The 26,998-nt window shown below is 49.1% G+C and carries 26 protein-coding genes; 10 read left to right on the forward strand and 16 right to left on the reverse strand.

Annotated elements, in window-relative coordinates; translation table 11 throughout:
* Positions 1 to 240 precede the first annotated feature (240 nt).
* The 8 genes from fliE to ED901_RS15105 all read left to right on the forward strand — a co-directional run bounded on the left by fliE (position 241) and on the right by ED901_RS15105 (position 7,540).
* The gene (gene fliE, locus ED901_RS15070) at positions 241 to 576 is read left to right on the forward strand and encodes a flagellar hook-basal body complex protein FliE (RefSeq protein ID WP_122096391.1); all 336 of its coding nucleotides are present in this window, start codon (positions 241 to 243) and stop codon (positions 574 to 576) included.
* A gap of 252 nt (positions 577 to 828) precedes the next feature.
* Positions 829 to 1,644, forward strand: coding sequence for a CheR family methyltransferase (locus tag ED901_RS15075; RefSeq protein ID WP_122096392.1), 816 nt, complete (start codon positions 829 to 831; stop codon positions 1,642 to 1,644).
* Positions 1,644 to 2,690 (forward strand): chemotaxis response regulator protein-glutamate methylesterase, encoded by a 1,047-nt coding sequence (locus tag ED901_RS15080; protein ID WP_122096393.1) that lies wholly within the window; start codon positions 1,644 to 1,646, stop codon positions 2,688 to 2,690. The genes ED901_RS15075 and ED901_RS15080 overlap by 1 nt, the downstream gene beginning before the upstream one ends.
* Before the next feature lie 90 nt (positions 2,691 to 2,780).
* The gene (gene cheY / locus ED901_RS15085) at positions 2,781 to 3,170 is read left to right on the forward strand and encodes a chemotaxis response regulator CheY (RefSeq protein ID WP_122096394.1); all 390 of its coding nucleotides are present in this window, start codon (positions 2,781 to 2,783) and stop codon (positions 3,168 to 3,170) included.
* A 3-nt stretch (positions 3,171 to 3,173) separates the two neighbouring features.
* Positions 3,174 to 3,815 (forward strand): protein phosphatase CheZ, encoded by a 642-nt coding sequence (gene cheZ, locus ED901_RS15090; RefSeq protein WP_122096395.1) that lies wholly within the window; start codon positions 3,174 to 3,176, stop codon positions 3,813 to 3,815.
* Between the two features lie 73 nt (positions 3,816 to 3,888).
* Positions 3,889 to 5,034: a flagellar biosynthesis protein FlhB gene (gene flhB / locus ED901_RS15095; protein WP_122096396.1), complete on the forward strand. Its 1,146-nt coding sequence runs from the start codon at positions 3,889 to 3,891 to the stop codon at positions 5,032 to 5,034.
* Complete coding sequence (gene flhA, locus ED901_RS15100) at positions 5,034 to 7,142, forward strand: flagellar biosynthesis protein FlhA (protein ID WP_122096397.1); 2,109 nt, start codon at positions 5,034 to 5,036, stop codon at positions 7,140 to 7,142. Before flhB ends, flhA begins: the two co-directional genes overlap by 1 nt.
* Positions 7,139 to 7,540 carry a flagellar protein FlhE gene (locus tag ED901_RS15105; RefSeq protein ID WP_240993941.1) on the forward strand — a complete coding sequence of 134 codons (402 nt, stop codon included), beginning with the start codon at positions 7,139 to 7,141 and terminating at the stop codon, positions 7,538 to 7,540. The genes flhA and ED901_RS15105 overlap by 4 nt, the downstream gene beginning before the upstream one ends.
* A gap of 133 nt (positions 7,541 to 7,673) precedes the next feature.
* Here the strand turns inward: ED901_RS15105 and fliT are convergent, their stop codons facing one another.
* The 3 genes from fliT to fliD form a co-directional block, all read right to left on the reverse strand.
* On the reverse strand, positions 7,674 to 8,012 hold the full coding sequence (fliT, locus tag ED901_RS15110; RefSeq protein WP_240993942.1) for a flagellar protein FliT: 339 nt from the start codon (positions 8,010 to 8,012) through the stop codon (positions 7,674 to 7,676).
* 7 nt (positions 8,013 to 8,019) lie between these two features.
* On the reverse strand, positions 8,020 to 8,412 hold the full coding sequence (gene fliS, locus ED901_RS15115; RefSeq protein ID WP_122096398.1) for a flagellar export chaperone FliS: 393 nt from the start codon (positions 8,410 to 8,412) through the stop codon (positions 8,020 to 8,022).
* A 61-nt stretch (positions 8,413 to 8,473) separates the two neighbouring features.
* Positions 8,474 to 9,922: a flagellar filament capping protein FliD gene (fliD, locus tag ED901_RS15120; RefSeq protein ID WP_122096399.1), complete on the reverse strand. Its 1,449-nt coding sequence runs from the start codon at positions 9,920 to 9,922 to the stop codon at positions 8,474 to 8,476.
* 529 nt (positions 9,923 to 10,451) lie between these two features.
* On the opposite strand from fliD, the gene ED901_RS15125 reads away from it, so the two are divergent.
* A complete protein-coding gene (locus ED901_RS15125; protein ID WP_122096400.1) occupies positions 10,452 to 11,558 on the forward strand; it encodes a FliC/FljB family flagellin in 1,107 nt (368 codons plus the stop codon).
* 313 nt (positions 11,559 to 11,871) lie between these two features.
* Positions 11,872 to 12,411 (forward strand): hypothetical protein, encoded by a 540-nt coding sequence (locus ED901_RS15130; RefSeq protein WP_205965108.1) that lies wholly within the window; start codon positions 11,872 to 11,874, stop codon positions 12,409 to 12,411.
* A gap of 59 nt (positions 12,412 to 12,470) precedes the next feature.
* Here the strand turns inward: ED901_RS15130 and ED901_RS15135 are convergent, their stop codons facing one another.
* From ED901_RS15135 to ED901_RS25435, 13 genes are all read right to left on the reverse strand, one after another.
* Positions 12,471 to 14,006: a methyl-accepting chemotaxis protein gene (locus ED901_RS15135; protein WP_240993943.1), complete on the reverse strand. Its 1,536-nt coding sequence runs from the start codon at positions 14,004 to 14,006 to the stop codon at positions 12,471 to 12,473.
* 64 nt (positions 14,007 to 14,070) lie between these two features.
* The gene (gene cheW / locus ED901_RS15140; protein WP_122096402.1) at positions 14,071 to 14,583 is read right to left on the reverse strand and encodes a chemotaxis protein CheW; all 513 of its coding nucleotides are present in this window, start codon (positions 14,581 to 14,583) and stop codon (positions 14,071 to 14,073) included.
* A 9-nt stretch (positions 14,584 to 14,592) separates the two neighbouring features.
* Positions 14,593 to 16,620, reverse strand: coding sequence for a chemotaxis protein CheA (gene cheA, locus ED901_RS15145; protein ID WP_122096403.1), 2,028 nt, complete (start codon positions 16,618 to 16,620; stop codon positions 14,593 to 14,595).
* Positions 16,607 to 17,596 carry a flagellar motor protein MotB gene (motB, locus tag ED901_RS15150; protein WP_122096404.1) on the reverse strand — a complete coding sequence of 330 codons (990 nt, stop codon included), beginning with the start codon at positions 17,594 to 17,596 and terminating at the stop codon, positions 16,607 to 16,609. The genes cheA and motB overlap by 14 nt, the downstream gene beginning before the upstream one ends.
* The gene (gene motA, locus ED901_RS15155) at positions 17,593 to 18,483 is read right to left on the reverse strand and encodes a flagellar motor stator protein MotA (RefSeq protein ID WP_122096405.1); all 891 of its coding nucleotides are present in this window, start codon (positions 18,481 to 18,483) and stop codon (positions 17,593 to 17,595) included. Before motA ends, motB begins: the two co-directional genes overlap by 4 nt.
* A gap of 126 nt (positions 18,484 to 18,609) precedes the next feature.
* Positions 18,610 to 19,167, reverse strand: coding sequence for a flagellar transcriptional regulator FlhC (gene flhC, locus ED901_RS15160; protein WP_122096406.1), 558 nt, complete (start codon positions 19,165 to 19,167; stop codon positions 18,610 to 18,612).
* Between the two features lie 22 nt (positions 19,168 to 19,189).
* Positions 19,190 to 19,537, reverse strand: a complete 348-nt coding sequence (flhD, locus tag ED901_RS15165; protein ID WP_120509056.1) for a flagellar transcriptional regulator FlhD — start codon at positions 19,535 to 19,537, stop codon at positions 19,190 to 19,192.
* Between the two features lie 502 nt (positions 19,538 to 20,039).
* Entirely contained in the window at positions 20,040 to 20,762 is a 723-nt protein-coding gene (locus ED901_RS15170; RefSeq protein ID WP_122096407.1) for an RNA polymerase sigma factor FliA, read from the reverse strand.
* 187 nt (positions 20,763 to 20,949) lie between these two features.
* A complete protein-coding gene (locus ED901_RS15175) occupies positions 20,950 to 22,614 on the reverse strand; it encodes a methyl-accepting chemotaxis protein (RefSeq protein WP_122096408.1) in 1,665 nt (554 codons plus the stop codon).
* 139 nt (positions 22,615 to 22,753) lie between these two features.
* Positions 22,754 to 23,677: a flagellar hook-associated protein FlgL gene (gene flgL, locus ED901_RS15180; RefSeq protein ID WP_122096409.1), complete on the reverse strand. Its 924-nt coding sequence runs from the start codon at positions 23,675 to 23,677 to the stop codon at positions 22,754 to 22,756.
* Positions 23,678 to 23,725: 48 nt separating this feature from the next.
* Positions 23,726 to 25,354 carry a flagellar hook-associated protein FlgK gene (gene flgK / locus ED901_RS15185; protein ID WP_122096410.1) on the reverse strand — a complete coding sequence of 543 codons (1,629 nt, stop codon included), beginning with the start codon at positions 25,352 to 25,354 and terminating at the stop codon, positions 23,726 to 23,728.
* Between the two features lie 121 nt (positions 25,355 to 25,475).
* Positions 25,476 to 26,420, reverse strand: a complete 945-nt coding sequence (flgJ, locus tag ED901_RS15190) for a flagellar assembly peptidoglycan hydrolase FlgJ (RefSeq protein WP_122096411.1) — start codon at positions 26,418 to 26,420, stop codon at positions 25,476 to 25,478.
* Positions 26,420 to 26,998: flagellar basal body P-ring protein FlgI (locus tag ED901_RS25435; RefSeq protein ID WP_240993944.1), on the reverse strand; the 579-nt coding region annotated here is incomplete at its 5' end. The genes ED901_RS25435 and flgJ, both read right to left, overlap by 1 nt.

The following is a 26,998-nucleotide window of genomic DNA, read 5'->3' on the forward strand; positions in this document are numbered from 1 at the left end:
CGTATTATTGCGAATCAGCACTCTGGTTACGGATTAGAGAAAGCGAAGCAGTAAATACACAGACTTATTTCCAGCTGTGTATTATCTTCTAATTGCGTTTTTTTTAAGCATCAATAAGCTGAAGTTTCTGTCAGCTATTCGCATTATTTTATTTTGCTGACCTTATGTTACGCTGCAGTTATTAAATACTAATAGAAGGAACGGCGAAGAAGTCATTACGCCGATATAAAGGAAATACTGATGTCTATTCCATCAATCAGCGGCGTTCTGGAACAAATGAATTTCCAGGCACAGCAGGTTTCAGCAACAAAAACTTCGCCATTTGTTTCTGAAAGCCAGGGTGCGGACAAGAAACTACAGTTCTCGGATGTCTTGTTCGACAGCATTAACAGTATCAGCAGCGCCCAAAATACGGCAAAAACCCAGGCTCAGGACTACATGACCGGAGCGACAGACATCGGGCTTAACGATGTCATGGTTTCTATGCAGAAATCCTCCGTCGCATTGAATCTGGGGATTCAGGTACGTAACAAAATGGTCAGTGCCTACCAGGAAATCATGAGTATGGCGGTCTGATTTTTCGTTATTTAATTCGACTACTTCCCGCATCGCCTGCAATTAAAAGAAGTTAAGACATTACGTAATAATATGGCCAGCTTGTCATTTTTCGCCTTTCACTGACAATATCCGTCATTCTTACGGCTGCCGCAAATTATCAAACCAATTTCTATCAATGGTTTTGTCAATCAGTGAAAATGCGGACAGAAATGACCGGTATTATCTCTTTGGGAATGATGTTTTTATCAGTAACAGTTGAATACTAAACATATGCGCATTCAGGAAGATCTTTCTGATAAAGACTTACAAAAAATCAGTGAGTTGATTTATCAGCGTGCAGGAATTGTATTAAATAGTCAGAAACGCGACATGGTCTATAACCGGTTGTCGCGCAGGTTAAGGGAATTGAAATTAACCAGTTTTACAGAATATGTAAAACGGCTGGAGGCCAACCAGCAAAGTCAGGAATGGCAGGCTTTTATCAATGCCCTGACCACCAACCTGACCTCGTTTTTCCGGGAATCTTACCACTTTCCTATTCTGGCAGAACATGCCAGGGGCCGGCCAAATTACACCGTGTGGTGTACAGCGGCCTCAACCGGTGAGGAACCCTGCTCAATAGCCATGACCCTGGAACAAACGTTGGGGCGCAGTATCACCGGTCCCCGCATCTGGGCGACGGATATTGATACGGAGGTTTTACACAAAGCCAATACTGGCGTGTACAGGCTCCCCGATATCGACAGCTTAACCGACGAACAGAAACGCCAGTATTTCCTGCGCGGAACAGGTGCTCAGGAAAATCTGGTGAAAGTAAGAAAAGAGTTACTGGCTGAAATCCGCTACCAGCACCTCAATTTGCTGGATTCAAAATGGGATGTCCCGGCTCCCTTTGACGCGATTTTTTGTCGAAATGTAATGATTTACTTCGATCAAAAGACCCAGGAACATTTGATGCAACGCTTTGCAACCATGCTCAAGCCCGGCGGCATTTTATTCGCCGGTCACTCTGAACATTTCAGCAAAATGAACAGTCCTTTCCGTCTGCGCGGTCAGTCAGTGTATTACCTCGCCCAGGAGAAATGATGAAAAAGATAAGAGTACTTTGTGTCGATGACTCCGCGCTCATTCGCAGCATTATAAGTGAAATTGTGAATCACCAGCCGGATATGGAGATGGTTGCAACAGCACCGGATCCGATCATTGCCCGGGATTTGATTAAACAATTTAACCCCGATGTTCTGACGCTGGATGTGGAAATGCCACGGATGGACGGTCTGGACTTCCTGGAGCGCCTGATGCGGCTGCGCCCGATGCCCGTCATCATGGTGTCTTCGCTGACCCGCCGGGGATCGGAAATCACACTGAGTGCACTTGAACTGGGTGCGGTGGATTTTGTCACCAAACCCGAGGTGGGCCTGAAAGACGGCATGATGCAATACGCGGAAATTATCGCTGACAAAATCCGCATGGCATCAAAAGCGCAGGTTCACCGACGCGAACATCCTGGTCAGGTCCCTAAAATCATCTCCGGCCCTCTGGTCGGAAGTGAAAAGATTATCGCCATCGGCTCGTCAACGGGGGGGACTGAAGCCCTGCGCCGCGTACTGGTGCCCATGCCTCTCAATTGTCCGGGGATTGTGATAGCGCAACATATGCCGCCGGGATTCACCCGCTCCTTCGCAGAACGGCTGGATACGCTTTGCCAAATCAAAGTGAAAGAAGGCGAGGAGGGTGATCGGGTTCTGCCCGGTCATGCTTATATTGCCCCCGGCGATATGCATATGGAACTGATACGCAGCGGTGCTAATTACCATATAAAAATCAATCAGCTGCCTGCCGTGAATCGTCATCGTCCCTCGGTCGATGTCCTGTTTAACTCAGTGGCAAAATCCGCTGGCAGAAACGCAGTCGGTGCCATTTTAACCGGCATGGGCAGCGACGGGGCTCAGGGACTGCTGGCCATGCGTTCAGCGGGGGCACATACGCTGGCACAGAGTGAAAAAACCTGCGTGGTTTTCGGCATGCCCCGCGAAGCCATAGGTCTTGAAGCGGTCTGTGAAATTGTCGATCTGGATGACATAACCCAGCGCATTCTCAACGGCGTCGTGGGTCAGGCACGCAGAATTTAATCTTATCTCCCGTCACGCTGACTTCCCGCTGCGGATTTCATTTAATAATTTGTATTTAAAGCATTTTTTAGAAAAAAGGACGTTCGATGTATGGCAGACAATAATTTGCGTTTTTTAGTTATCGATGATTTCGCCACCATGCGCCGCATTGTGCGAAACCTGTTGCAGGATCTGGGCTTTAAAAATGTTGAAGAGGCTGAAGACGGTCACGATGCATTAACCAAACTGCGTGCCTCAAAATTCGATTTCGTCATCAGTGACTGGAATATGCCCAATATCGACGGGCTTCAGATGCTGTCTGAAATGCGTAAAGACGACAACCTGAAAACCATTCCGGTGCTGATGGTGACGGCTGAAGCGAAAAAAGAAAACATCATTGCTGCCGCTCAGGCGGGTGCAAACGGCTATGTGGTGAAGCCTTTCACGGCTGCCATTCTGGAAGAAAAACTCAATAAAATCTTCGAAAAACTCGGGTGGTAATGGATGAATACAACACAGAACCAGCAGTCAGCAGATAACTTCAGAGAAATTTTCTCCCGGATTGGTCAGCTCACCCGTCTCTTACGTGACAGCGTGGCAAATCTGGGTCTGGATCGCGCCATCATGGATGTTGCTGAGGCGATTCCGGACACCCGCGATCGCCTTAATTACGTGGTGGGGAAAACCTCTCAGGCCGCAGATCGCGCCCTGACGTGTGTCGAAATTGCGCGCCCGTTACAGGATGGTTTGAGTGAGCAATCCACCGAACTGAAAACGCGCTGGGATGCCTGGTTTGCAGAGCCCGTCGAATTATCCCAGGCTCGCGACCTGGTTGCTGATACCCGTGAGTTTCTGGATATCGCGCCCAAAATTGCCAGCCAGACCAATCAGCAACTGATGGAAATCATGATGGCGCAGGATTTTCAGGATCTGACCGGTCAGGTGATTCAGAACATGATGAAGCTGATTGAAAACGTCGAGCACGAGCTGATTCAGGTACTGGTGGAAAACATGCCGGGGGCGCAATCACTGGTCGCTGCACCTTCTGAAAGCCTGAAAAATGGACCGCAAATCAATCAGTCCGTCGCAGGTGTCGTCGCTTCACAAGATCAGGTCGATGACCTGCTGGAAACGTTGGGTTTCTGAGGCAACTGCGCAATGACTTTCTTCCTTTTATTCATACCAGCCAAAACTTACGGCCTAAGATCCAGCAAAACCCATGTCTCAGGAAAGTGATGTAGAAAAAACCGAGGAACCCACGCCCCACAGGCTGTCCAAAGCCCGTGAAGACGGGCAAATTCCTCGCTCCAAAGAACTGACCTCACTGCTGATGTTACTGATCGGCTGGATGTTAATTCTGTTAGGAGGAACGCATCTCGCCGGAAAACTCAATCTGTTGCTGCATAACGGGCTGACGTTCGACCGGATGCTGGTTCTCGATACCAAAATGATGTTGTTGCGCGTGGGGGACTTATTAAGGATGGGCGTTCTTTCCGTTTTGCCGATCCTGCTCGGCCTGTTCATTACCGGACTGGCTTCGCCGTTGCTGTTAGGTGGGCTGAACTTCAGCGGTAAATCGCTGAAAGTGGATCTCAAGCGTTTGAATCCTCTCTCAGGATTCAAACGCATGTTTTCCATGCAGGTCCTGTCGGAACTGTTAAAAAGTGTGCTGAAGGTCACGCTGGTGGGATCGGCCTGCGCCATCTACCTCATGAGCACTAAGACGCACCTGATCCAGCTTATCTCTGAGCCGCTCGCGATCGCCCTGGGAGATACGCGATCCCTGATATCCAATGCGCTGCTGGTGGTGATCCTGGCGCTGATCCCTCTGGTGGGTTACGACGTTTTCTATCAGATCATGAGCAATCTGAAAAAATTACGCATGAGCCGTCAGGAAATCCGTGACGAATTCAAACAGCATGAAGGGGATCCGCACATCAAGGGACGGATCAAACAACTTCAGCGCAACGCCGCCCGCCAGCGAATGATGGCCGATATTCCGCAGGCCGACGTCATCGTCAACAACCCGACCCACTATTCCATCGCTCTTCGTTACAAGGAAGGAGGAACGGGCGCCCCTACCCTGCTCGCCAAAGGTGCGGGGGAAATTGCATTACGTATCCGGGAAGAAGGCACAAAACACGGAATTCCGATGCTGGAAGCGCCTCCGCTGGCCCGTGCGTTATACCGGCATTGTGAAATCGGAGAGCAAATTCCGACAGAATTATATGGCGCTGTTGCAGAAGTTCTGGCCTGGGTTTACGGCCTGAAACGCTGGAAAAAAGGCAACGGCGCGCTTCCCCAAAAACCTGAGAACCTTCCGGTGCCTGCTGCACTGGACTTTGCACAAGAGAGTCAAGAGTGATGGCCAATTTAGCCACCAAATTACGTTTACCGGATTTTAAACAGACGCAATGGCAGATCCTGGCGGGACCGATTCTGATCCTGACCATATTGTCGATGATGATTTTACCCTTGCCGACGTTCGTTCTGGACTTGCTGTTTACCTTTAATATTGTGCTGTCGCTGATGATATTAATGGTGGCGATGTTTACGCAAAATACGCTGGAATTCTCAGCATTCCCGACGGTGTTGCTGTTTTCTACTTTGCTTCGTCTGGCGCTAAACATCGCATCTACCCGTGTGATCCTGATGTACGGGCACACTGGCGATGGCGCTGCGGGTCAGGTCGTCGACGCTTTCGGACATTTTCTGGTCGGCGGTAGCTTTGCCATTGGGATCGTTGTTTTCGTCATTCTGGTTATCATCAACTTTATGGTCATCACCAAAGGTGCCGGGCGTATTGCAGAAGTGGGCGCGCGCTTTGTCCTTGACGGGATGCCGGGTAAACAGATGGCGATTGATGCGGATCTCAACGCAGGGATCATCGGTGAGCAGGAAGCGAAAAAGCGCCGTAACGAAGTCACTCAGGAAGCCGATTTCTACGGTTCGATGGACGGGGCCAGTAAATTCGTCCGCGGCGATGCTATCGCAGGTTTACTGATCATGGGGATTAACGTGATCGGCGGGCTGATGATCGGAACGCTGCAACACGGCATGTCATTTGGCGAGGCGGGATCCACTTATACGCTGCTGACGATAGGCGATGGTCTGGTCGCGCAGATCCCGGGGCTTATCATCTCCACCGCTGCCGGTGTTATCGTGACCCGCGTGGCAACCAATGAAGATGTTGGCGAACAGATGGTCAGCCAGCTGTTTAATAATCCGCGCGTGATGGTACTTGCCGCGGGTGTGATCGGTTTACTGGGCCTGGTTCCCGGCATGCCGAATTTTGTATTCCTGCTGTTCACCGTCGCCCTGCTGGCGCTGGCCTGGTGGATGCGCGGACGTCAGATGGCCGGTACGGATGGTCAGCGGCGTGCAATCCATAAAGAAGGAAAAGCCTCTGACGGTGAAGAAGCTGAAGCATCGCAAACAACAGAAGCCTCATGGTCAGACGTTCAGCATGAAGACGTGCTGGGGCTGGAAGTGGGCTACCGTTTGATCCCCATGGTAGACAGTGATCAGAAGGGGCAACTGCTGACACGTATTCGCGGGATCCGTAAAAAATTCGCGCAGGATATGGGCTTCCTGCCGCCCGCCGTACATATCCGCGATAATCTGGATCTCGCGCCAACTCACTATCGTATTCTGCTGAAAGGCGTAGAAATTGGTCGCGGCGAGACTCAGCCGGAACGCTGGATGGCGATAGATCCCGGTTGTGCTGAAGGTGAACTGCCGGGCGTGCCTTGTCAGGATCCTGCTTTTGGCTTACCAGCCGTCTGGATTGACGAGGTGATGCGTGAACGCGCGCAAACGCTCGGCTATACGGTCGTGGATCCGAGTTCGGTGATTGCCACGCATCTGAATCACCTGATTTCCCTGCATACAGAAGAGTTGTTTGGCCGTCAGGAAACCCAGCAACTGCTGGACAGGCTGACCAAAGATATGCCGAAACTGGTAGAGGATTTGATCCCCGGTGTGATTTCGCTGACCGCTTTCCATAAGGTTCTGCAGAATCTGCTGGCGGAACACATTTCTATTCGCGACGTCAGAACCATCATTGATACTCTGGCGGAATTTGCAGGCACCATTACCGATCCCGACGATCTGACCGCACATGTGCGCGTCCGTCTGGGGCGCGCTATCACGCAAAAATGGTTCCCCGGTAACGCAGAAATGCAGGTGATCGGGCTGGATCTCAATCTTGAAAGGTTGCTGACCCAGGCAACGCAAAGTGGCAGCGCGATTGAGCCGGGCATTGCGGAAAATATCATCTTGCAGACAGAGAAAGCGATTTCGCAACAGGAAGCCATTGGCGCGCCCCTGGTTCTGCTGGTGAATCAGCCACTTCGCTTTATGTTGTCGAGATTCCTGCGGCGTGTTTTCCCGCAACTGGCGGTGCTATCCAATCAGGAAATTAGCAACAACCGCACTGTCCGGATGTCTTACATCATCGGAGGCAAAGAATGACATTCAGGGTGCTGATGCTGGCTTCTCTGTTTCTTTTCCCGCTGGCGGCGCCAGCCGCCAGCGGTTCGTGGAGCGGTACGTCGGCCGGCGGCAGCGTCAGCGTTGGCGGACAAATATTATCGAGCCGTCCGCTCAACCCAACACTACCGGCCGGGGCGCGGCTGAGCCGTATTTCATGGCGCATCTCGTTACTTTCGCCTCCGCCACCGGGTTTGCAGATAAAACTGTGCAGTCAGAACCGGTGCGTGTTACTCGATTCCCTGTCGGGGAATAAGCAAGTCACCACCTCACTGACCGCCAGCGGGCCTTTTTATTTTGTTTATTCCGTTGAACGTCGGGGCCAGCTCGCGCCAGCCCTGAATGTGATAAAAAATCAATTAACGATTAATTATTATTAACAAGTCACTATGACTCAATGAATTACCTGTTAAGAATAATCAGGTTGGTGCGAGAGTGAGAAGCGCTGATGAGAGGGGTGTTCAAATCAGGCGAAGGCTATATCAGAATTAACCAAAATAGCCTCTCAGGGAATTAATGGAAAGCTGAGGTAAATTGTGTTGAATAAGCCTCACTGCCTTTTTTCCCTCGATGTAAACATGACATTTCTTTCTTTAATACATCCAGACGATTTCTCAGTGTTTTCTCAATTTCGTCTTCATTCTCAAGCAGGTTTCCTAATATCACTGCCAGACTGGTTTTTTCCTCAGGTAAAATATCGTCCGGCTGATTCGCCAGCACTTCATGTAGCTGGGTAATATAGACTTCAGCCATCTGGATGAACTCCTCCCATTTTTCCTGCTTCACCATATCGAGAAGATCTAAATTTAACTGATAAATAGTTTCATAATCGTCATACACAGTCTTACCCATAAGTTTTCTACCTTTTCTTAGGTTCAATTTCCTTCCAGGTCGTGGCAAGGTTGGTCAGAATTTCACTCACGCCCGTGAGCAGTTCGGATTTATTTTGTCGGTTTGCCTCCAGTAATGTTCGCGACATATATTCATACAGCTGCTCAAGATCCTGAGCAATATGCTGACCTTTCTCATGGTCTAATGATGTCCTGAGCCCGTTATCAATAATATTGATCGCTCTGGAAATCATCTCCCCGCGTTTGGCAATATTGCCGGTTTCAAAATAGATCATCGCCCGCAATACTGCGCTTTTCGCGCCTTCCAGCAACATCGTGATCAGCTCGTGGGGCGATGCGCCCGCCAGCTGACTTTCCAGATCAACCTGAGCGTAAGCTTGCGTTCCAGACTTCGAATACATGGTGACTCCGTACAACACACGAACCGGGCAGAAGATTGACATCCCCTGCCCGTCATTAAGATTAAAGTGAGGCTAACAGGCTGCCCATCTGATTGCTCAGGCTGTTCATTTTGGACATCGTGCTGTCGAGATTTTGGAACTGGATACGATAACGTTCCACCTGGGCATCGATCAGTTTCTGCGTTTTATCCAGCTGGGTTTGCATGATTTTGACTTGCTCATCCAGCCCCTCTGTCGAGGTCTTAATAATGCCTTCCGATTTAGTATCCGGATCACCGACATACTTTTCGACGATGGTGCTCAATATCGTCGCCAGGCCTTCTTTTTCGCCGCGCCCCATAAACATGTCAGCAATGCTGTCAGGATTATCGGCAATGGCAGAATCGAGTTTGGTTTCATTGAGTGTCATCTGACCGGTAGCGGCATCAATTTTAATCCCTAAATCGGCCAGCGCCGTGACATCTGCATCAGAATCGCCGTACATGCCGTTCACCGCAGTACGCAGTTCTCCGACCATGCCGCGCAGGGTGGAATCCCCCATCAGCGCGCCGCTGTCACCATTCTTATTGGCAACATCTTCGTCTTTCAGACCCGAGGTATCATTGGGCACATACTTGCTGGCGGCTGAAGTCAGCTTTAGTAAGGCGTTGTATTTCTCAACAAAATCTTTAACGCTGGACTTAATAGCCGAATTATCACGGGTCAGCGTCAGCTGTTCCGGCTCGGTGGTTTCCGACTTGGCTTTCAGCTCCAGCGTAACATCGGTGATGATGTCTGAAATATTATTGGTAGAGCGTTCATAATCCATACCATCCACAGTCAGTTTGGCATTCTGCGCCTCTGTGACCAGTTTCATGTTATCGCCATTACCGCTGCCGTCATCGCCACCGTTTGAGGTATCGAGGATATTACCCAGCGCGGTATCGCCATCAACTTTCACCGTCATTTTGCCGTCGGTGCCGGTTTCTTTGGCACTCAACACCAGCTGATAACCGTCGTTGGTGCGCTGTACAGAAGCTTTCGCCCCGCCATCGGCTTTGTTAATCGCTTTGGCAATCTGATCCAGCGACGTTTCATCGTCTTCCAGCGTCACTTTGGTTTCTTTGCCGTCACCGTTAGTGATAGTGATGGTCCGGGTGCCGCCGTTTTGATCACCCAGCGGGACGTCAGATTCGGGTTTACCGTCGGTTTTAAGCTTGTGAGCCACAGCAAGTTGCTCGATATGCACAGCGTGGGTGTCGGCGCTGGCGCCTGTTCCGGCTTTGGCAGTAAAGGCTTTGTTGGTACTGACCGACAGCGTATTAAAGGCATCATTGGTCAGTTTTTTAACGCTGCCCTGAAGAGCAGACATTGAGCTGGAGATTTGTCCCCATGCAGAAATTTTTGATTTATAGGTGTTCTGCATCAGAGTGTAAGGCTTAAGGCGCATCTGCTCTGCAGCCTTAATCTGCTCAAGCATTGCACCGGTATCCATACCTGAACCGATACCTATCGATGAAAACGAAGCCATTAGATTCTCCTATATAGAATATATTTTTCTTTAATTGCACGTCTTAATTAGATATCGGTGATAACGGTATAAAGTTTAATTTTTTGGCATAACCACATCAACCTAAAGACGGCATAAAACCATTCCCTTCTTCTTTTCAGTCAATAGAATTCACCAGGCACTAATTATTTACGCAACTCAAACCGGCAAAGAGTCAAAATAGCGACAAGAACTGCATGATTTCTGCGAATTGGCAGAATAACGGTATTATTTTATTCACTCAGGAAGATTTAACATGGTTATAAATAGTTTTTACATTAAGGAGTTCCTCGTTCAACTACAGTGTCATGGGCATAAAAATCTATCCTATCAGATGAATTGCGCACAAAAATAAAACCATTTATCTAACTAGCGGTTTAAATCACAAAATAATAAAAAAATGTTTTAGTTAATTCTATTACCACCGATGTTTTTAGTATGCGAAACAAATTACGCATCACTAATTGCAATACGTTGCAGTGTTTACACATCAATATCTGAGGAAATAGATATGGCACAAGTTATCAATACCAACGCCCTGAGCCTGGTCGCACAAAACAACCTGAATAAATCACAGTCTTCACTGGGCACTGCAATTCAACGTCTGTCTTCCGGCGTTCGTATTAACAGCGCAAAAGACGATGCCGCTGGCCAGGCCATCAGCAACCGTTTCACTTCTAACATCAACGGTCTGACTCAGGCTTCTCGTAACGCCAACGACGGTATCTCCATTGCACAGACCACTGAAGGCGCACTGGATCAGGTGAATGACAACCTGCAAAACATCCGCCGTCTGGCAGTACAGGCACAGAACGGAACTAACTCCGAATCTGACCGTAAATCCATTCAGGACGAAATCACTGCACGTCTGGCTGAGATCAACCGTATTTCTGAACAGACTGAGTTCAACGGCGTGAAAGTTCTGAGCCAGGACCAGACTCTGAGCATTCAGGTTGGCGCTAACGATGGCCAGACCATCGATATCAACCTGAACCAGATGAACGCTACCACGCTGGGCATGGACGGTTTTGATGCCACTAAGGTCGCGTCTAAAATGAGCGTAGGCTCAAAAGTGGCTGATTCTACCGGCACCATGAGCGTCACACTGTCTTCCGGCAACATCGATGCAATGAAAACTGCTGCATTCGGTACCGGCGGCAGCGGTGAAATCTATGCCACTAAAGACTCTACCGGTGCAACTGTATACGTGGCAGTGGGTACAGACTCTACCGGCAGTGCAGTGGCTAACGTTATGACGCCTACCTTCACTGCGGGTACCGGCGGCGCAGCTGATACTGTGACCTTCGCTAAGGGCGCAGCAGCAGGTGCTGACGTGATGGCCGGTGTGGGCCAGCTGAAAGCGATTGATGATGCCCTGTCTCAGGTCGCCGATTTACGTTCAGGTCTGGGTGCCGTTCAGAACCGTTTCGATTCTGTCATCAGCAACCTGAGCAGCACCGTTAACAACCTGTCTGAATCCCGTTCACGTATCCTGGATGCGGACTTCGCTTCTGAAGTTTCCAACATGAGCCGTGCAAACATCCTGCAGTCTGCCGGTGTGACCGTGCTGGCACAGGCTAACCAGGTTCCACAGAACGTTCTGTCTCTGCTGCGTTAATTGCTCTGAGCCGTACCCAACTCCCTGTCTTAACGGACAGGGAGTTTTTTATTATTAATTTCCCAAAACCTCTAATTTATAAGAACAGGAAGACATGAAAACCACCAAAGCAATACATACCAAAACGATGGATATCAAAACGGAAGATGACTTTATCGGTTATGACAAGAACCATCATTAGTCGCGGCAGTTTAAGGTACTGAAATACCGGGATGGTTTTTTCAGCACCCTCCCACAAAAATTTTTCAGAAACTGGCTGGATGAGGAATCGAACACAGGAACATTTTATATTGGTAAGGGTTCCGGTTTGGGAGTGGGATCCATCGTCAAATACGATTCAGGGATCCAAAGCCTGCGTGTGGGGCGTTTTGTTTCCGGAGGATTGAGGTTAAAATTCCTGCTTAACGGCCAGCATGAGATGAAAACGCTATCAACAGCCATATTCGCCGGATTTGGACAGGGCCTGACAAACGCACCGCCCCCGCAGTATCAAGACTCCATTATCAAAAACGATGTCTGGATGGGCGATGAAATGATGATGCTGGGCGGCGGGATTATAGAGAATGGCGTTGTGATCGGTGCCCGTTCCCTGCTGCCACCGAATTTCCGCTCAGAACCTTACGGTATTTATGCCGGCAGCCCGGCAAAACTCGTCCGCTTCCGCTTTTCAGAGAAGGTACGTGAAGCCCTGATCGACATTGCCTGGTGGGATATGCCTAACTTGTTCTCCTGGGTGAAAGAGATGAACGGCTGTTTTACCTTTGATCTGACACTCGATGAACAGAAAACGCTGGAGATTCTTGCGTTGGTAAAAGAGAAGAAACAGCTCTGGCTCAGGGATCATCAGCAATAAAAAAGCGGCAGAATAATCTGCCGCTTTTATCACTCATACGGAATAACTTTTTAGCGCAATTACGCCGTCTGTTGGTCGGCCTCAATGTGAAAAACAGCCACCATGCTTTCCAGTTGCGTGGTTTGTTCGTCCATTATCGCGGTAATCGCCGCTGATTCTTCCACCAGCGCCGAGTTCTGCTGTGTCACCACATCCATCTGATTGATCGCCACCGCCACCTGCTGGATCCCCATATTCTGCTCTTCAGAAGCCTGAGTAATATCCTGCATAATTCCACTGACTCTGCTGACCATATCGACAATACCGGTGATGGCATTTTTCGCATTATCGACACGTTTACTGCCCGCTTCGGTATCCTCAACGGAAAGCTCGATAAGACCACGAATTTCTTTCGAGGCGTCCGCGCTGCGCTGCGCAAGGTTACGTACTTCACTGGCTACCACGGCAAATCCACGCCCCTGCTCACCGGCACGTGCGGCTTCCACCGCGGCATTCAGCGCCAGAATATTGGTCTGACTGGCAATACCGTCAATCACTTTAATAATGTTGGCAATCTGGGTGGCATTGCCGGCGATTTGATCCATCGAACGCACCACATCCACCATGATGACAGACCCGCCGTCAGCCATGACTTTCGCTTCCGTCGCCAGACGGTTAGCCTCACGGGCATGCGCGGTATTATTCTCTACCGTGGTTTTGATCTGCTCCATGCTGGCCGCCGTCTGTTGCAGAGCGCTGGCCTGCTCTTCGGTGCGGGCAGAAAGGTTATTGTTGCCGTCGGCAATCTCAATCGCGTTGTGGCGAATGTTCACTGCCACACTTTTCACTCCGCTAATCATTTCCACCAACGCAATGCGCATGGTTTCAATGCCACTGAAGAGTTTGCCCATTTCGTTACGGCCATACTCCGGCACCTTTTTGGCCAGCTCACCCTGACTGATTTGCGAGAAGACTTCGGTGGCTTCAGACAGACGATTGAGGATGATACGCGTGATATAACGGGTTAGTGACAGATAGACCAGGACAAACAACGCCACCAGACAGGCCAGAGTCGCCCACAAAACATCATGCAGGAAACCGGCACGGTCCTGATATTCATCCATAATATCTGAGCTGACCCGCAGATATTCTCCGGTCAGTGCTTCAAGCTGAAGCAGCAACTCATCAGTCTCATCAATAATTGAAGCGTTTTTATCTAAATCACTGACAAAATCCATGTAGTTATCCAGAACACGGGTAAACAGAACACCGGTTTTGTCTGACACGGTCTGGATCTCGACCGAGGATTTTGGCGTATTTACCCACTCAGTAATATTACGTCGAATTTCCTGATTATCTTTTTGGATCGACGCCATCCATTCCGGCCCCGGATCCTGTTGCGTCAGTGCGGAAACTTTCATAAATAAAACGTCGCCCCGGATCACCATTAATTTGTACATGGCTTGATCTAATAAGGCGACGCGGGAATGTAACTGAATGGAGTTGTCGAAATTAGTGCTGGATATGCCGGAGATCCGTAAGCTCAACCCGGCAAGTACCAGAAATGAAAATGCGATGACATAAAGATGGATTTGCACCATCTTTTTAATGCTCATAAAAGACAGCAAAATAGCGTTCCCTAAAATTTAAAAATGGAGACCAACAAAGAAATGAAGATATTCAGATTTTTTCGAATTCAGCTTCTGCCAGTTTTTCGACGATTTGCATTTCATCACTGTTGAGCAGTTTTTCTATATCAACGAGGATCAGCATACGTTCATCGAGAGAACCTAAACCGAGCAGGTATTGCGTTGAGAGAGTGGCGGTAAAATCAGGGGCGGGTTTGATCTGCTCTGCCCGCAGCGACAACACATCCGAGACGCCGTCTACGACGATGCCCACCACACGATCACACAGATTAAGAACGATGGTGACGGTCTGATCATTTATCTCAGCCGATTCAAGCTGGAATTTAATCCGCAGATCAATAATCGGAACAATGACGCCACGAAGATTGGTCACACCGGCAATAAAATCCGGTGAATTGGCAATACGGGTCACCCGGTCATAACCGCGGATCTCCTGAACTTTAAGGATCTCTATTCCGTATTCTTCTTTGTCCAGAGTAAAAATCAGGTATTCCTGATCCACATTATTTTGGCCGAATTGTTTATCACTTACTGAGAAATTCATGCAATACCCTCACGCGGTCGGTACAAGTTGATTTTGTTTTCCGGCGAGCCGTTTATTTTTACAAAGCGTAATCAGGGCCACGACGTCAAGAATGAGCGCCACACTGCCGTCACCCAAAATGGTGGCTGCAGAAATACCCGGCACTTTGCGATAATTCAGCTCGAGATTTTTTACCACGACCTGATGCTGACCGATAAGCTGATCAACCAGCAGGGCATAACGACAACCGGCACTTTCCAGGATAACGGCGATCCCGTCACTGGCCTGTTTCGCTTCACTGTCAATGTCGAACACCTGATGCAATTCAACCAGAGGCAGATATTCTCCCCGTACCAGCAGCATCTGTTCATCACCCGCCATGCGGTATAAATCTTTCTCAGAAGGTTTGAGTGATTCCATGACTGTGCCCAGTGGCAGGACGTAAATTTCGTCGCCGACGCGTACTGACATACCGTCGAGAATGGCCAGCGTCAGTGGCAGAATAATGCGGATCGTGGTGCCTTTATCCTGCTCAGAGTGGATCTCAACGTGCCCGCCCATCGCCAGAATATTTCGGCGAACCACATCCATACCCACGCCGCGCCCGGAAACATCGGTCACTTTTTCTGCGGTAGAGAACCCTGCTGCGAAGATAAGCATCCAGACTTCTTTATCACTCCAGTTATCACTGACCATCACCCCCTGAGAATGCGCGCGGGCGAGGATCTTCTCGCGATTTAATCCCGCCCCGTCGTCGGTCACTTCAATGACAATGCTGCCACCATGATGCTCCGCCGATAACGTCAGATTTCCTTTCGCAGGTTTGCCTTTTGCCTCACGCACTTCAATGGATTCAATGCCATGATCCAGGCTGTTGCGCACCAGATGCGTTAATGGATCGATGATCCTCTCGATCAGGCTCTTATCCAGCTCGGCTGAACCGCCCTTCAGAGTCAGTTCGATCTCTTTATTGAGCTTACTGCCCAGATCATGAACCAGACGCGGGAAGCGGCTGAACACATACTCCATGGGCATCATGCGAATCGACATAACCGATTCCTGCAAGTCGCGCGCATTGCGCTCCATCTGCACAATGCTGCTGATCAGGGTGTCATGCTCAGCCGGATCCAGCACTCCCGAAAGCTGTGACAACATGGCTTGTGTGATGATGAGCTCACCGACCTGATTGATTATCTGATCCACCTTCTCGACCGCGACCCGCAGGCTGCCCGACTCCGCTGGCTGCGCTCTGGCGGCCGGTTTAGGTTTTACTGCCGGGGTCATCGCGACGGCGACCGGCTCCGGGGCTTTTATCCCGGCCTGGCACTCAGACACTAAAGGGAATTCTTCGGGGGCCGATCCGGCCTGTGGCAGGTCTGTGGCTGCGGCGGTATCGCCAGACGTGATCCTGATTTGTTCCGGTTCCAGCACAAAACACAGCACGGCAAGAATGTCATCTGCACTGACCTGAGTCTGAAGCAGAACCTCCAGCGTATTATTTTGTGCCTGCGAACTGACGATTTCGCCGAGATTAGCAAGCTCTTCCACCATGAGTGTTTTATCAGAGTCGGATATCGCGCTGAGCACAATGCTCAGCACACCGCCGGGATCAGTTGACAAAGGGAGAGAGATTTCAGGAGTTGCCTGCGCAATAGCCGGCACGCTGAGTTGTTTTTCATCCAGAGCAATCTGACGCAATGCTTCACAGATATAACGGAAAGTCTCCTCATCAGGTGTCTGCGAGGATTTATACGCATCAAGCTGATCTTGCATAATGTCTTTGCTCTCCAAAAACAAATTGATGATGTCGCTGTTAAGCCCTAACTCTCCACGCCGTGCATCATCGAGCAGGTTTTCGAGAATGTGCGTCGTTTCCTGTAACACCGTAAATCCAAATGTTCCCGCGCCGCCTTTAATCGAATGGGCCGCACGGAATATGGCGTTCAGCATTTCTTTATCTGGCGAATTGAAATCAAGCTCCAGCAGATGCTTTTCCATATCAGCCAGCAATTCATCGGCTTCATCAAAGAAGGTTTGGTAAAAGTCACTCACGTCCATTTTGATCACCTGTTACCTGTGGAAGGCTTTGTGCAGGGTTAACCGGAACGGGGGATGCAGGCTGAGGCGAAGCCGCGGACGACATCTTTTTCAGCTCGGCTTTAATTTTCTCACTGGCCTGATTGTCAGAAACGTTTTGTAAAACGGTATCTTCTTCAAGAATGGATTTCTCCTTCTGCATACTCAGAACCAGCAGGCTGATACGTCTGTTGACAGGATCATCGGGACGCAGATTTGAGAGGCTCATTTTGTCTGCCGTGCCAATCACCCGCAGGAACTTGTTGTCCGTCAGACCGGCGGAAACCAGTGTGCGCCGTGAAGCATTGGCGCGGTCGGAGGAAAGCTCCCAGTTGCCATACCCCGCTTCACCGTTGGCATAGGGCAAAGAATCCGTATGACCGGTCAGCGTGATGCGGTTAGGCAGATCGTTAAGAACCGGCACCAGCGCCTGAAGAATGCCGCGCATATAGGGCTCAGGCTCTTTGCTGCCGACTTTAAACATCGGGCGTTCCTGGCTGTCGATAATCTGAATAAGCAAACCGTCATCGGTCAGCGATAGCCGCAGGTTCGACTGGAAATTACTTAAACGGGGATCGTTATGGATCAGGCTCTCAAGCTTGTCGTGCGCACGTTCTAAATTCTGTGCATTCTTTTGCTTATCCAGCTGGCTGAGGGTCTGGCGGAGGACTTCACCGTCCTGCTTCATGAAATCGTCACCGCCACCGGGAATAACACTCTCACTCAAACTGGATTTATTGCCCTGCGACAGAGCCACTTTGAGCGGCATCTGGAAGTATTCGGCAATCTGTCCCCGCTGCAAAGGCGTCGTAGAGGACAACAGCCACATGACCAGAAAAAATGCCATCATGGCGGTCATAAAGTCAGCGTAAGCGATTTTCCATGAGCCGCTGTGGTGCGCATGTTTATGTTTCTTACGTTTGCGAACAATCACTACGGAACGTGGCGCTTTGTTCATGATGCGCTTTCCGTGGCGCTGCTTTTAGACTGCGTTTTTGCCTCACGAACATGTTCTTCCAGCTCAACAAAGGTTGGCCTTTCGGTGGAGAACAGCGTTTTACGTCCAAATTCGACAGCAATTTGCGGAGCATAACCATTCATACTCGACAGCAGCGTTACGCGGATGCATTGCAGCATTTTGATTTGTTCGCTGCTTTTCTGGCGCAACAGCGAGGCTAAAGGCAAAACAAAACCGTACGCCAGCAGGATGCCGAGGAAGGTCCCTACCATCGCATGGGCAATCAGCTCGCCAAGCTCCGCTGCCGGGCGATCGGCTGCCGCCAGCGCATTCACCACACCCATGACCGCCGCAACGATGCCGAAAGCAGGGAAAGCATCGCCAATCACATTCAGGCTTTGCGCAGGGACTTCGTGTTCGTGTTCACAGGTTTCAATTTCTTCATCCATCAGCGCTTCGATTTCAAACGCATTCATGCTGCCGCTGAGAATCAGGCGCAGGTAATCGATGACAAAATTCATCAGCATGGCATCAGCCAGTAAACGGGGATAAGCAGAGAAAATAGGACTGTTATGCGGGTCTTCTATATCGCTTTCGAGTGTCATCACGCCGTTCTGCCGGGATTTACTCAGCAACAAAAACATCATGGCCATCAGATCCATATAGAGCGCTTTGGAATATCTTGAGCCCTTTAATAAATGCGGGATCGCTTTAGCCGTGGCTTTTATAGCCTTACCATTATTACCCACAACGAAAGCACCCACACCGGCGCCTCCGATAATCAATAATTCTGCGGGTTGATATAATGCGCCCAACTGGCCGCCCGTGATAACGAACCCGCCAAATACAGTCAAGATAACAACCAGGTAACCAATAATAACTAACACATGTACTCCTTAATAATTAAATATCCTGCGCAGCCCATGTGTTCGTTAGCCATGAATTTTGTATACGGGGAGGGCGTATCATTTATTGGCGACACCAGGTTGTACTTTTTTCTTTTATGCGTTATCTCATCGCGCGCTCAGAGAGGGTTTGGAAGATAATTCAGGTATTTTACATTTTTTAATTGCACGTGAAGGAGGACTGCATAAGCTACATGTAAAAGGATTTTTTGAATGTTCCGATGTCACCACAAATCCACCACCGCAAATACAGCATTCTGTATGTTCTATAATCCCGCAATCAATGAACCGCAATAACGTCCAGGCACGTGTCAGACCCAATACTTGTTTTTCACCGGGAGGCGTCGGGCATTGCTCAAGATATAAACGGTAGGCCTTGACGGTGGCTTCTATTGGCCGGCAAGGTTCTGTTTTTTGCAGATAAAGATGAATATTATAGAACATAGATGAATGAATATTCTGTTCCCATGCCATGAACCAGTCTTCCGAAAAAGGCAGCATTCCTTTAGGTGGCGGGCATCCTCTGAGTTCTTTATAGAGTCTTAATAATCTTCTGCGACTCAAACTGGTTTCACTCTCCAGCATCTGCATGCGAGCACCAAAGGAAATCAGTTCCATCGCAATCTGGACTTCTTTGATCTCTTCTAAAATACTTTTTTCACTCATAATCACAAACTCCGTTTTTCCATCAGGTAGGGGTAAGGTTTTGCTCAGAGAGCGAGTTAAGAAGGTTGGTGGATAAGATGATCCCGGTATGGATTTGCTGCAAAGCTTCAATACGGGAATCTTTTGTCAGGTTATCTATCACTATTTCATTATCCACCCGCAGGCGGCAAATCAGTTGATTAGTAGAAGCCAGCTTTATCAGTTGCGGAAGTGAAAGTTCTCTCAGGGTATCAATTGTAGCTTCGGTCAGTCCCAGACGGAATCCGGCAGCAAATTTGTCTTCTCTGATTAATTGCTGAGCCAGTAACAGGTAAGAGAGATTAATATCATGGATTCTTTGAAGCTGTTCGTCGATGTTATCTGTATTCATTTCTTCGTCACCACATCCTCATACGATTGGCATGATGGGATGTAAATTAATTCGTTTGATTTTGATCAATAAATTAATCGATAAAGAAAGCGTAGACTTTGCGGAAATCCTGACATTCCTTTATCGGATAATTACTATCACCTTGTGATTGCAATTCTTTGAAAAACCGAGAGTTTTACCCACCCTTTATTTTCCACATTCTGAGTATAAACTTCCACGCCAAGGACTAGCTGGCAAAGAACTACCGGCCAAATTTGCGGTAAAATCAGAAAGTAAATACTCCATCCCACCCGACGTCATAATGAAGATCCGGTGAAGAACATTGTTTTGATATAATAACGGGTATTGATTAAAATCTCAATATTTAAATCCGACCTGACCTTAAGAATTACTTTATGCGCCACATTATTCATTGTCACATAAGTCATAGCCACACCTATTGCAAATAATTAATTTAACAATAACTTGCATTCCCGAAATTATTACTACGCTTTACAATGATTTATTTAACAGATTCTATCCTTGCCCGTAACCGTTTAATGGACTGACTGTGTAACTGGCTGACACGGGTTTCAGTGATATTCAACAGGATGCCGACTTCTTTCATATTCAGCTCCTGCTGGTAATATAAATTCAACAAAAGCTGCTCCCTTTCAGGTAATTCTCGAATTTCCCGACTTATCTGCTGAGTTAATTTCCCTTTCAATACCTCATGCAAGGGATTGAGCATCTCATGCTTTTGTCCAGGTTGCTCAATGTCACCGTTTGTTTCTTCCAGCAACTCGTCAAGCGAATAAAACTGGCTGCTGTTCGTATCGACTAACATCTGCTGATATTCTTGCAATGATATTCCCATACTGGTTGCAATATCTGCTTCAGTCGCGACAGTACCTGTTTCCTGCTCCAGCTTTTGAATAACAGCTGAAATTTCTCTGGCATTCGTACGCACACGCCTTGGAACCCAGTCACGTTCACGAAGTTCATCTATCATTGCCCAGCGAACACGTTGGGTAATATAGGTGGTCATGCTAATCCCTTTTTTGGGATCAAAGTGATCGATAGCCGTAAGCATTCCAATCGCACCGGCCTGGATAAGATCATCGAGCTCAACGCATGCCGGTAAACGAACCTGCAGACGTAGCGCTTCGTGACGGACCAAATAACGATATTTCAACCATAATTCGTCTTTTTGCACTACACCATCATGGGTATAAATACCATTCACAATTACATTCCCAGCGTACAAGACAGAGCACAATTATTAGGGATCACGACAGGATCATATAGCCTGATAAGGCGAAACAATAATGCGCAATCCGGCAGTTAAATTTTTTAATCACGTTAATAATCATCACGTCAGGGGCAATATTGGGCGTATTTATTAACGACATTAATAAGAAATTAAATTCCTTTTAAAATGTTTCCCAATGACCTTCATCTGTATTTTTACTGATTTCGGTGCTGCGTTTAACGGATATGGCCGGTAACCGGGGAGAGGACGTATTCCGCACGGTAACTTGCTGGCCCTGAGCTGACTGCTCATTAATCTTAAATTTGCTGACGATTTTCTCCAGCGTCTCGGCCTGGAGTTCCAGATTATTTGCAGCGACAGCGGCTTCCTCAACCATGACCGCATTCTGCTGCGTAACCTGATCCATTTCATTTACGGCCTGCGCAATCTGGTTGATCCCCGCGCTTTGCTCGTCAGAGGCAGAGGTAATTTCACCCATAATATCGGTAACTTGCGTTACGGAATCCACAATTTCGCTCATCACCGTTCCCGCGTTGTCCACCTGCTGGGAACCGGTCGTCATGTTATCAACGCAGACCGTGATTAACTGACTGATTTCTTTGGCTGCATCGGCACTGCGTTTAGCAAGATTTCGAACTTCACCCGCCACGACCGCAAACCCGCGGCCCTGCTCACCTGCCCTGGCCGCTTCTACAGCGGCGTTCAGCGCAAGAATGTTGGTCTGATTCGCGATGCTGTCGATAACCCCGTTGATATCGGCAATCTGACGGGAACTGCGGGTGATCTGCTGCATAATCTCCGTAAGATTAAGCATCACATTGCCACCTTTACGCGCATTTGCACTGGCACTGTCGGCCAACTGGCGCGCGGTATGGGCGTTGTCGGCATTCTGGCGCACGGTGGTTTTGAGTTCTTCCATACTGGCGGCAGTTTCCTGCAATGCGGAAGCCTGCTCTTCGGTACGCGCTGACAAATCATTGTTGCCCTGCGCAATTTCCTGCGCATTGGTGTAGATGCGATTGACACCTGAATGAACGCCGGAGATGGTCTGTGTCAGATAAACACGCATTTTCTCCAGTTCGACCAACATCAGACCCAGTTCATTTTCATTACCGGTATCAATTTTTTGTGTCAGGTCGCCGCCGGCAATCACTTTAATAGATTGCGATGTCTGCTCCATCCGCAGCACTAACGCCCGGCGCAGCCAGATGCGGATCAGTAATGTCATGATCACCGAAGCGGAGACAACCACAATGGTCATCACGATCATCTCGTAATAATCTTCTTCTGCTCCGCTGACATACTGGTCATTCAGTTCGCTGGTGATATCGCTGTAAGCGTCAATTTTATCCCGGAGCAAATTGCGCTCATGTGATTCACTTTCGAGGTTATCAGGTGAGCTGACGGGATCAGAAATGTAGTCCAGTTTCGCCTGCGCTAAGCTGAGCACATGGTCGAACTGCTTATTAAGGTCAACGGCTGCCTGTTTCTCTTCTTCGGTATTAAACGGCGTTGCCATAAACGATTTCATATTCGCCTGCGCTTTGCCGAAGATATCGCGGGCGTTATTGATGGCCTGCGGATCCACTTTCCGGTTCAGACTGGTCTGAAGCATCAGAGCGTTCACATATGCCAGCCCACCGTTGAGGTTAAAGGCCGCGCCTCGCATGGTATCGATGTTTTCGCTTGAATTCGTGATACGGGTAAAGTTGTTTTTTGAAGACATTGCATTGAACAAACTGAAGGCCATCACCACCATCAGAAAAATCGTGAGGGTAGCGATAACCCCGGTAATGCCTGTCGATATTTTTAAATTCTTAAACATAATTACCCTTTATGTGAAGCTGGTTGTCGCTGCAGGCTTACATCAGAGAAATAAAATGCCCGTATCAGAGAACGCCGCTATTGTGACCAGTGAGCTAAGAAATAGCTCACTGAACTTCTTGTAGGAAAATTCCCATCCCCTACATGTTGAAGATGTTCATCTTCTGCATGGTCTGAAACACCATCATTGAGGAATTCAGAGAAAACTCGGTCATTTTTGACTGACCAATCAACGTGATGAAGGTGTTGTAATCAGAGCCCACGGTTTCCTGCAGGCGTGATTCAACGTTGATCTGCTGAGTCGCAGAGGACATATCCAGCGCATCAATTTGCTGAAGGTTGGTCCCCACTTCCGCCTGAACTCGCCCGAGATTATCGATACCTTTTTTGACCGAGACGTTGACCGCATCAAGGGTGTCTTGCAGGGCCTTACGGGCCGCATCATCACCATCATTAATCGGTGTATTCAGGGCTGCGATGGCTTTATCCAGTGCGGCAAATAAGTCATCGCCGGACCCGCTCATAAAGACATCGCTGCCCAGATGCCCGGTTTGCATTTCAGTGCTGTCGGCCACAATCTGGGTAGCTGGCGTATCACCGCCCACGTAAGTTCCGTCAGGCAAGTAAGGGCGGGTATCCGTGTTGTAACCCGAGAAAATGTAACGGCCACTGCTGTTTTTCGCATTGGCCAGATCCATCATGTTGTCGCGGATCCCCTGTAACTCAGTCGCCAGAGCCTGACGGTCAGCATTGGAATAGGCGCCGTTTCCGCCCGCGACAATCTTTTCACTCAGATTTTTGGTTAAAATGTTTCCCAGAGAGTTCAGCGTGTTGTCTTCCAGTTCGAGCGCATTCTTGGCGTAAATACGCGCCGTGTCGAACTGCTGCATACTGGCTAAAGAGTTCTGATAGATAATCGCCTGAGCCGCCCCGGACGGATCATCCGAAGGCGTCAGTAATTTCTGACCGGCAGACAGGCGCATAGCGATATCATTGCCGGTATTCATCGCCTTCGAGAGGCTGTCGATATTGTGCTGGAACATGTATTGAGTGCTCAGACGCATCACAATCATCCTTAATTTGTCGTCACACTACCGGTGACAAAATAGTGGTTAACGAAGACTCAGCAATGAATCAAAGAGAGTGTTAGCTGCCTGAAGCACCTGCGCATTTGCCTGGTAATACTGCATATACATCTGAAGCTTGACGCTCTCTTCCTGCAAATCGACACCCGTTTTGGACTGCTTCTCAAATTCAATGGCTTGCTGAGCTTTAGAGGTCGTTTCATTGTCTGCTTTGAGCGCCGTCATGGAAGATCCCACCGAACTGACCAGACTGGAATAGGCTTCGGTTAATGTTCCGTTGCCGATAAGCGTGGCGGTTTTGATGGCAATCATGTCTTTGATGTTCTCATTGTTGCTTTCCTCGCCAGCCTTACTGGCGGCGGCGATTTCGTCACCTTTGGTGATCGCAACACTGAGCTTTCCTGCGGCGCCCGCCGTCGGATTAAGCATGAAGCTGTCACCGGGCTGCGGCGTTCCCTGCGGTTTGACGGAAATGCCTTCAAACTCCAGCTCACCGCCCGCACCAACGGTCGGGGTAATGGTCCGGCCATCTTTGGTCTGCACCTGCCAGTCGGTTCCGTCAAAAGTCAGGGTGTAATCCTCAGCCTTTACGTTGCTGATGTCGGTAAAAGTGACATCCAGCGAACCGTCACCGGCATTACCCCGGTTTGCCAGCGCGGTCGGATCGGCGATATTGAAAATATCTTCGCCTGCGTTACCGTCCAGATCGAAACCGGCCTTGTTCACTTCATTGAATTTATTGGCCATTTGCAGTGCGAGCTGGTTAAGCTGATTACGCGCATCGACCAGGTCTTCATTGCGAAATTTGAATAATCCGCCCAGCTTGCCACCGCTCATTTTCTCTTCATCAAGCAGCATTTTATTGCCGGATGCATCGACGTAAGAAACCACGGTTTTGGAAGGATCTTCGGCTGAAACAGAAGCTTCCAGCTGATACGAACGGTCGCCGTTAACCAGCTGCATCCCGTTGGATAACGTGACATCCACCCGGCCCGTGGTGATGTCTTCGTTCACTTTGATCCCGACCTGAGTGCTCAGACGCTCCAGCAAAGCATCGCGTTGATCGAGCAAGTCAGCAGGCAAGTCGCCATTACGCGCATGAATTTTGGCGATTTCTGAATTGAGGTTCGCGAGCTGTTTGGCGTCGGCATTGATATCCGAAACGCTTTGCGAGATGAGCGTGTTGGTGCTTTTTTCCAGTCCGTTCAGCGTGTTGCTGTTGGTGTTGTACTGATAAGAAATCGCTTTGAACTGGGAAAGTGCACCCTGGCGTGCAGCCTGGCTGGCGGGATCTGCACTGATTTCTTCCAGTGATTTGAAAATATTATTCAGGGAAACCGAGATATTACTGGTGTCGTCACCCAACATATTATCAATCTGGGTGAGCTGCTGATAACGCCCCACCTGCGATGACGATTCGGTGTAAGCGCCGCGCAGCTGGTTATTCACAAAACCGTCGTAAGCACGCAGAACACCATCCACCTGAACACCATAACCAAAGAAGCCAGAACCCGTGGTTCTCCCTCCCGCCTCGCCCAGAATAATACTCTGCCGGCTGTATCCTGGCGTCAGGCCGTTGGTTAAGTTGTTGCCCACGACATTCATCGCTGCCTGTGCCGAACTTAGCCCACCCTGGGCCAAATGGAAAAGATTCATACATCACCAAGATTGTGTTCTTTGCAAAAGTTCTTAGCGCCTTATCCAGAATTATTCTCCAGAAAAATTCGCACCCTACATAATTAATCGGAACTTCGAAAATAAACTAAAACGCTAAATGCTAAAAAATTGCAGAAAGATCGGTTTTATAGGCCTTCAGCCCCTGATCGATATTTCCTTTTACCTGCGCAATGATGCTGATTAATTTCTTCGCATAGGCGGGATCTGTAGCATAGCCACCGGACTGCAACGCATGAGCCGCTTTTTCCGGGGTGCCGGATTTTGCAACATGTTGATAACGTGGATTGTTGACGAGAAGATAGGTGTAATCTGATAAAGCATCGGAATAGGAAGGATATACTCTGAAGGCCGCTTTCACCTTTTGCGCCGTGCCGTTAATAAATTCGGTGGTGGTTATTTCTGTCGTTTCGCCTTTCCAGTCCGCCGTGGCCTTGATACCAAACAGATTGTGACTTGGCTTACCCGACGCCGTGGTAATTTCTTTATTTCCCCAGCCCGACTCAAGAGCGGCCTGGGCAATAATCAGCTGATGCGGAATACCACTTTTTTTCGCTGCTGCGATAGCCGGTTCAAGCATGCGGGAAATAAAGTGCGTATTTTTCTCAGGACCGCGGGAATATTGCGTTGCCGCTGGTTCTGCCTGCGCAGAAATGAATGGGACTGCCGAGGCATTTTTCTTAAACGACGCCCCATTCAGACTGTAAGGTGCGGGAGCTGAGCCCGGTGTGTTTTGCACCGCTTCCGCCTCTCCTCCCATTTGTTTCACCATCATATCGGCAAAACCCAGCTTACTTTGTTCGGCAATATCCTGAGAAATCTGCTGATCGTACAGGGAGGTAAACATGTCCGATTCCTGACTGTGCATCAGGCTATCCTTAAATGACGCGTCTCGCATACTTTTGAGCATCATCTGAATGAACATCCCTTCCATCTGCTTCGCCGCCGCTTTTATCCCTTCCGGTGAATTGCTTTTTACTTCACGTTTCAGGGCATCCAGACCACGGACATCAAAGGCTGCGCCGGTTGAAAACGAAGTGCTGCTCATCAGTTGGTCTCCAGCTTCGCGCGCAAACAACCGGCACTTTTCATGGATTGTAAAATCGACATCAGGTCATTAGGCGTTGCGCCCAGACTGTTCAGCGCCCGAACCACGTTATTAAGATCCGCACTGGTGTTCACACGTTGTAATGATCCGCTCTGCTCGCGTACGGAAATCTCGGTATTCGGTGTGACCACCGTCTGCCCGCCACCAAATGGCGTGTCCGGCTGGCTGACCTGATTGGTGCGCGATACTTCCACGGTGAGATCACCCTGAGCCACCGCACAGGCATCCAGTACCACGTGACGGTTCATCACCACGGAACCGGTTCGCGAATTCACGATGACTTTGGCGTCCATAATCCCAATGCGGATCGGAATGTTTTGCACATCAGCCAGAAAGCGCACTTTCGCCGCACTGCTCGCCGGAGCAAACAATTTTACGGTACGGGAATCTTCAGCAACCGCTGTCGAACCGCCAAAGCGACGGTTAATTTCGTCACTGATCTGCTGGGCAACGGTAAAATCGTCATCGTTGAGCTGGAGTCGCAGAATATTTTCCTGCGCAAAGCTGGCAGGTACTTC

The sequence above is a fragment of the Rahnella sp. Larv3_ips genome, from assembly GCF_003697865.1.
Classification (GTDB): Bacteria; Pseudomonadota; Gammaproteobacteria; order Enterobacterales; family Enterobacteriaceae; genus Rahnella; species Rahnella rivi.